Source organism: Actinoplanes sp. NPDC049802 (assembly GCF_040656595.1).
Lineage (GTDB): Bacteria > Actinomycetota > Actinomycetes > Mycobacteriales > Micromonosporaceae > Actinoplanes.
Map to the genome: position 1 here is coordinate 1 of NZ_JBFAMR010000067.1, position 5,181 is coordinate 5,181.

Consider the following 5,181-nt stretch of genomic DNA (forward strand, 5'->3'; position numbering starts at 1 on the left):
CCGTTACGAGGCAACGGTTACCGTCGCCTCGATCATGATCTGGCTCCGAGCGAAACCGGACCGGAGCCGACCATGATCCGTCAGATGCGCTCTAGGTCAAATGCGGGTAAAAGCGCGCTAATCGCGCCTACACGCAATCGCCCTAATCATTCGTAACCACCCTTGGAGACGGCGTTCAGTGTCGGCTGCGTGGTGCTGGCTGGTCGTAGGGGCTGACCCTGCTGGCCGAATCGCCCGCCCCCCGCCTGCACGCTCGCCGGGCGGGCGGGGCGCACAGCGCACCGACGGTGTGCCCCGAGCACCGCTGTGACACTCGTGAGCGACCGCGCGGGGCCCTGCGTGCGTGCCGAATCGCTCGGCCCCGTCTGCCCGCCGGGCGGGCGCACACAGCGCACCGACGGTACGCCCTGTCGCACTGGCGTCCCGGCGTCCCGGCGTCCCGGCGCCCTGGCGTCCCGGCGTCCCGGCGCCCTGGCGTCCCGGCGCCCTGGCGTCCCGGCGTCCCGGCGCCCTGGCGTCCCGGCGTCCCGGCGCCCTGGCGTCCCGGCGTCCCGGCGTCCCGGCGCCCTGGCGTCCCGGCACCCTGGCGTCCGGTGGGCGGAGGGCAGAGGGCGGAGGGCGGAGGGCCGGCGTGCAGAGCGATGTGTCCTCGGAGAACACGACACCCGTAGTGGGTGTGACGACACCCGTTGCGGGTGTCACGTCTGCCGAACACAGATAGCCGAGATCCGTGTCCCGTCTCCCCGGACAGGGATTCATTCGTCTCTGCGTGCGCTGCCAGCCGGTGAACGTGATGGTGATTCCGTGCGACGGCAGGCCGGTGCCGCACGCTGGAATTCACGGGGCAGCGTCAACCGCGATCGCCGAGGAGCCATCGCGGCCGGCCGGGTCGCTTCGCCGGTCTTGCCCAGCGACGAGCACACCGTCCACGCAATGCCGTCCACATGCGCAACCACCGCAACGGACGGATCTTCACCGGTCTTGGACCGCCGACCGCCGACCGCCGACCGCCGACCGCCGACCGCCGACCGCCGACCGCCGACCGCCGACCGCCGTCGCCGTCGCCGTCGCCGGTCATCGAACCCCTGATCCACGTCCGGTCTCCGCTACCCGGCACCCGCGTCGTGAGGCCTGGCGAAGCGGGGCCGGACCGGATATGCGCTGAGAGCGAGCCTCTATTGATAAGCCAGCAGGGTCGGGGCTGTCTCGAACGCTCCCGAGAGGGCGCCCACGACCAGCCGACAAAGATCTACAGCGCATCGCCGCCTGAGAACGGACGCAACCGTGTCGGCTCGGGCCCGTGAGGTGGTTCCGGGGCCTGCCGCGGGGTGCGGCGTCGTATGGGCGACAGCTAGCCGGATATGCGCTGGTCCCGGGGTGGGGTGCTGACGAGAATGGCGCCGTGGGGATCAGTGTGGGTTTGCTCGGGCCGGTGGAGCTGCGGCGGGATGATGTGCTGGTTCCGCTCGCTGGCACGCCTCAGCGGGTGCTGCTCGCCAGGCTCGCGCTGGCCGGTGGGCGGTCCGTTCCGGTGGCTGACCTGATCGAGACGCTGTGGGAGGGCACGCCGCCGGAGAACGCGGTGGGAAACCTGCACAGTTACGTGTCCCGGCTCCGGCGGTGCACCGGTGGGGACGCCGTGCGGCGGGAACCAGGCGGCTATCGGCTGGAGCTTCCGGACGGGGCGGTGGACGCCGAACGGGCGGAACGGCTCGCTGCGGCGGCGCGAGCACAGGAGCCGGCGGCCGCCGCGGTGACACTCGGCGCGGCGCTGGCACTGTGGCGCGGGGATCCGCTGGCGGATGTGGCGGAGCGGCTGGCGTTCGCGCCGGAGGTGGCCCGGCTCGCCGAACTGCGACGCCACCTCCGGGAGGAATGGCTCGACCGGCTGCTCACAGCCGGAACGGCCGCGGAGGCGCTTTCGGAGATCGAGGCGCTGGCTGTCGCGGAGCCGTTGCGGGAGCGGCCGCAGCTGCTGCTCATGCGGGGCCTGCACGCCACCGGCCGCACCCCGGAGGCGCTCGCTGTGGCGCGCTCCTTCCGTGAACGGATGGCCAACGAACACGGCATCGACCCCTCACCCGCCATGGCCGAGTTGCAGCGGCGGATTCTCGCCGATGATCCCGGGCTGCGGGCGCCTACCCGCTCCGGGCCGGGTTCCACGGACGGCCGCGATGGCGCGGGCGCCTCCGGCGAGACCGTCGCGCGCGGGCCTCACCGTGGCCTGGCGGGCCCGTCCGGCGTGCGAGCCGTGGTGGGCGCGTTCGGCGGGGGAGCCGCAGGCAGAGCCTGGGGGGTCTCCGGCGATGACGGCCGCGACGGCGATGACGGCCGCGACAGCCGCGACAGCCGGGAGCGCCGTGATGGCGATGACGGCCGCGACAGCCGGGAGGGCCGCGGCGGCGACGACGGTTGGGAACGCCGCGACCGGCGCGACGTCGATGGGGGTCGTGGCGGCCGCGACGGCCGCGATAGCCGGGAGGGCCGTGATGGCGATGACGGCCGCGACAGCCGGGAGGGCCGTGATGGCGATGACGGCCGCGACGGCCGGGAGGGCCGTGATGGCGATGACGGCCGCGACGGCCGGGAGGGCCGCGGCGGCGACGACGGTTGGGAACGCCGCGACCGGCGCGACGTCGATGGGGGTCGTGGCGGCCGCGACGGCCGGGAGGGCCGTGATGGCGATGACGGCCGCGACAGCCGGGAGGGCCGCGGCGGCGACGACGGTTGGGAACGCCGCGACCGGCGCGACGGCGATGAGGGTCGTGACGGCCGCGAAAGTCGTGACAGCCGGGAGAGCCGTGGCGGCCGTGATGGCGACGGCGGTGCGTTCGCGGCCGGAGCCGGCGAGATGGGGGAGCCGCCGCGGGGCGTCGGTGGGGCAGGGTGGCGGCGGGTGGATCGGTTCTTCGGGCGCCGGGACGAGCTGGCCGCGGTGCGGGCGGCGCTCGCCGCCGGGCCGGTGACGACGCTGGTCGGGCCCGGCGGGGTGGGCAAGACGCGGCTCATGCGGGAGGCGCTCGCCGGCGGTGAGCTGGTCGTGGAACTGGCCGAGCGGTCGGTTCCGGACGATGTGGCGTCGGCCGTCGCGGGCGCGCTGGGGATGCGTGCCGCGCCCCGGGGTGGGGTGGCGGCTCTCGCCGAGCGGATCGGGTCGATGCCGGCGGTGCTGGTGCTGGACAACTGCGAGCATCTGCTGGAGGCGGTGCGGTCGCTCGTCGGGGAGCTGGTGGCACGCTGTCCGGGGCTGCGGGTGCTGGCCACGTCGCGGCAGCGGCTGGACGTGGCGGGGGAGCGGGTGCTGCGGATCGGGCCGCCTCCGGCGGAGGATCAGGTGGCGCTCTTCTGCGACCGGGCCGCGCTTCTGCGCGCCGATTTCGAGGACGATTCTCGTACGCGTGAGCTCGCCGCCGAGATCTGCGGTCTTGTCGACGGGCTGCCGCTGGCGGTGGAGCTGGCCGCCCGGCGGGAGGCGGTGTTCGGGCTGGCGCATCTGCGGGACCGGCTGGGCGCGGGGCTTAACGTGCTGGAACCGGCCCGGGGCGGCGACCGGGCGACCGCGGTTTCGGCGACCGTCGAATGGTCGTACCGGCTTCTCGATCCGGCGTCGCAGCGGCTGCTGGACCGGCTGGCCGTGTGCCGGGGCGGCTTCACCCTGGACGCCCTGCGGCATTTCCAGCCGGATTCCGAGCCGCTGCTGGCCGAACTGGTCGACGCCTCGCTGGTGGTCGCCGACCCGCCGCGGTACCGGCTGCTGGAGACGGTGCGGCACGTCGGGCTCGGCCATCTCGGACCGGACGGGGAACGTTCGGCTCGCGACGCGCACGCCCGGTGGATGCTGGCGCTCGCCACCGAGCTGGTGGACGGCGCCCGGCAGCGGAATCCGCGAACCTATCCGGCGATGCGCCGGGAGCTGCCCAATCTGCAGGAGGCGCTGACCTGGCTGAGTGAGGGTGGCGGCGACCGGGACGACGGTGCCCGGCTGGCCGCCATGCTCGCGGTGGTCGGCGCGGACTCGCCGGATCCCGGCCTGACCGAGCAGTTGGCCCGCGGCGCGCCGGACCGGGTGGTGACCGAGAGCGACGCGTTGCGGGCGGTCGCGGCCGGCACCGGCGAATGGTTGCACGGCCGCCTGCCGGAGGCGGACCGGCTGCTCACCGCGGCGCTCGGCCGGCTGCCCGACGACCACCGGATGCGCTGGGTCGCGCTGCTGATCCGGATCTCGAACGGTATGTTCGCCGGGCGGCCGGACGCGGTCCGCCGCGACGCCGAGCGGATGGCCGCCGACCGGCATGCCCCGGCTTGGGCACGGGCCACCGGCGTCTGCTGTTCGGCGCTGATGGACGCGTACGGCGGTGATCCGGCGGCGGGGGCCCGGTGGCTGGAGACGTACGCCGGGTATCTCGACACCGAGCATCTGGACGGGTTCGTGCCGTTCACCCGCGGTGAGCTGCTGGCGAGCGCCGACCCGGAGCGGGCGCTGACCTGGTACGACCGGTCGATCGAGTCCAGCGACCGGGCCAGCCTGGTCTACACGGGACACATCGCCCGGGTGGCGCGGGCCGCCGTGCTGATCCGGCTGGGCCGGACCGGGACGGCGGTCAGTGCCTGCCGGGAGGTGCTCGCGACGGTACGGGCGGCGAACATGACCGCCCAGGTGTGGACGATGATCCGGTTGAGCGCCGAGTTGCTGGCCGGGCTCGGCGACACGGAGACCGCCGCGGCGCTGGTGGCGGCCGCCGACGACGATCCGATGGCCCCAGCCGTGATGGGGCCGGACCGCGCCCGGCTGGCCGGAATCCGGGCCCGTGCCGCGGCGGTGCGGCCGTGCGGCGGCGGTGTCGCCGGAGCCGCCGAGCTCGCTTCGGCCGCGCTCACGGCGTACCGGAAGGAAAGCGCACGAAGCGCGAGCCGCCCGCACGGAGGGTGACCCGCTCGCCTGGAGCGTGACCCGCTCGCTTGGAGCGTGAGCCGCCCGCTTGGAGCGTGAGCCGCCCGCTTGGAGCGTGACCCGCCCGCTTGGAGCGTGAGCCGCCCGCTTGGAGCGCGAGCCGCCCGCTTGGAGCGGGAGCCGCCCGCTTGGAGCGTGAGCCGCCCGCTTGGAGCGCGAGCCGCCGGCATGGAGCGGGAGCCGCCCGCTTGGAGCGGGAGCCGCCCGCTTGGAGCGCGAGCCGCCCGCTT

Annotated in this window: 1 protein-coding gene; it reads left to right on the plus strand. The window is 74.7% G+C overall.

The window, feature by feature from the left end:
* Positions 1–1,402 precede the first annotated feature (1,402 nt).
* Complete coding sequence (locus AB0I88_RS32325; RefSeq protein WP_361033341.1) at positions 1,403–4,930, plus strand: BTAD domain-containing putative transcriptional regulator; 3,528 nt, start codon at positions 1,403–1,405, stop codon at positions 4,928–4,930.
* Positions 4,931–5,181 lie beyond the last annotated feature (251 nt).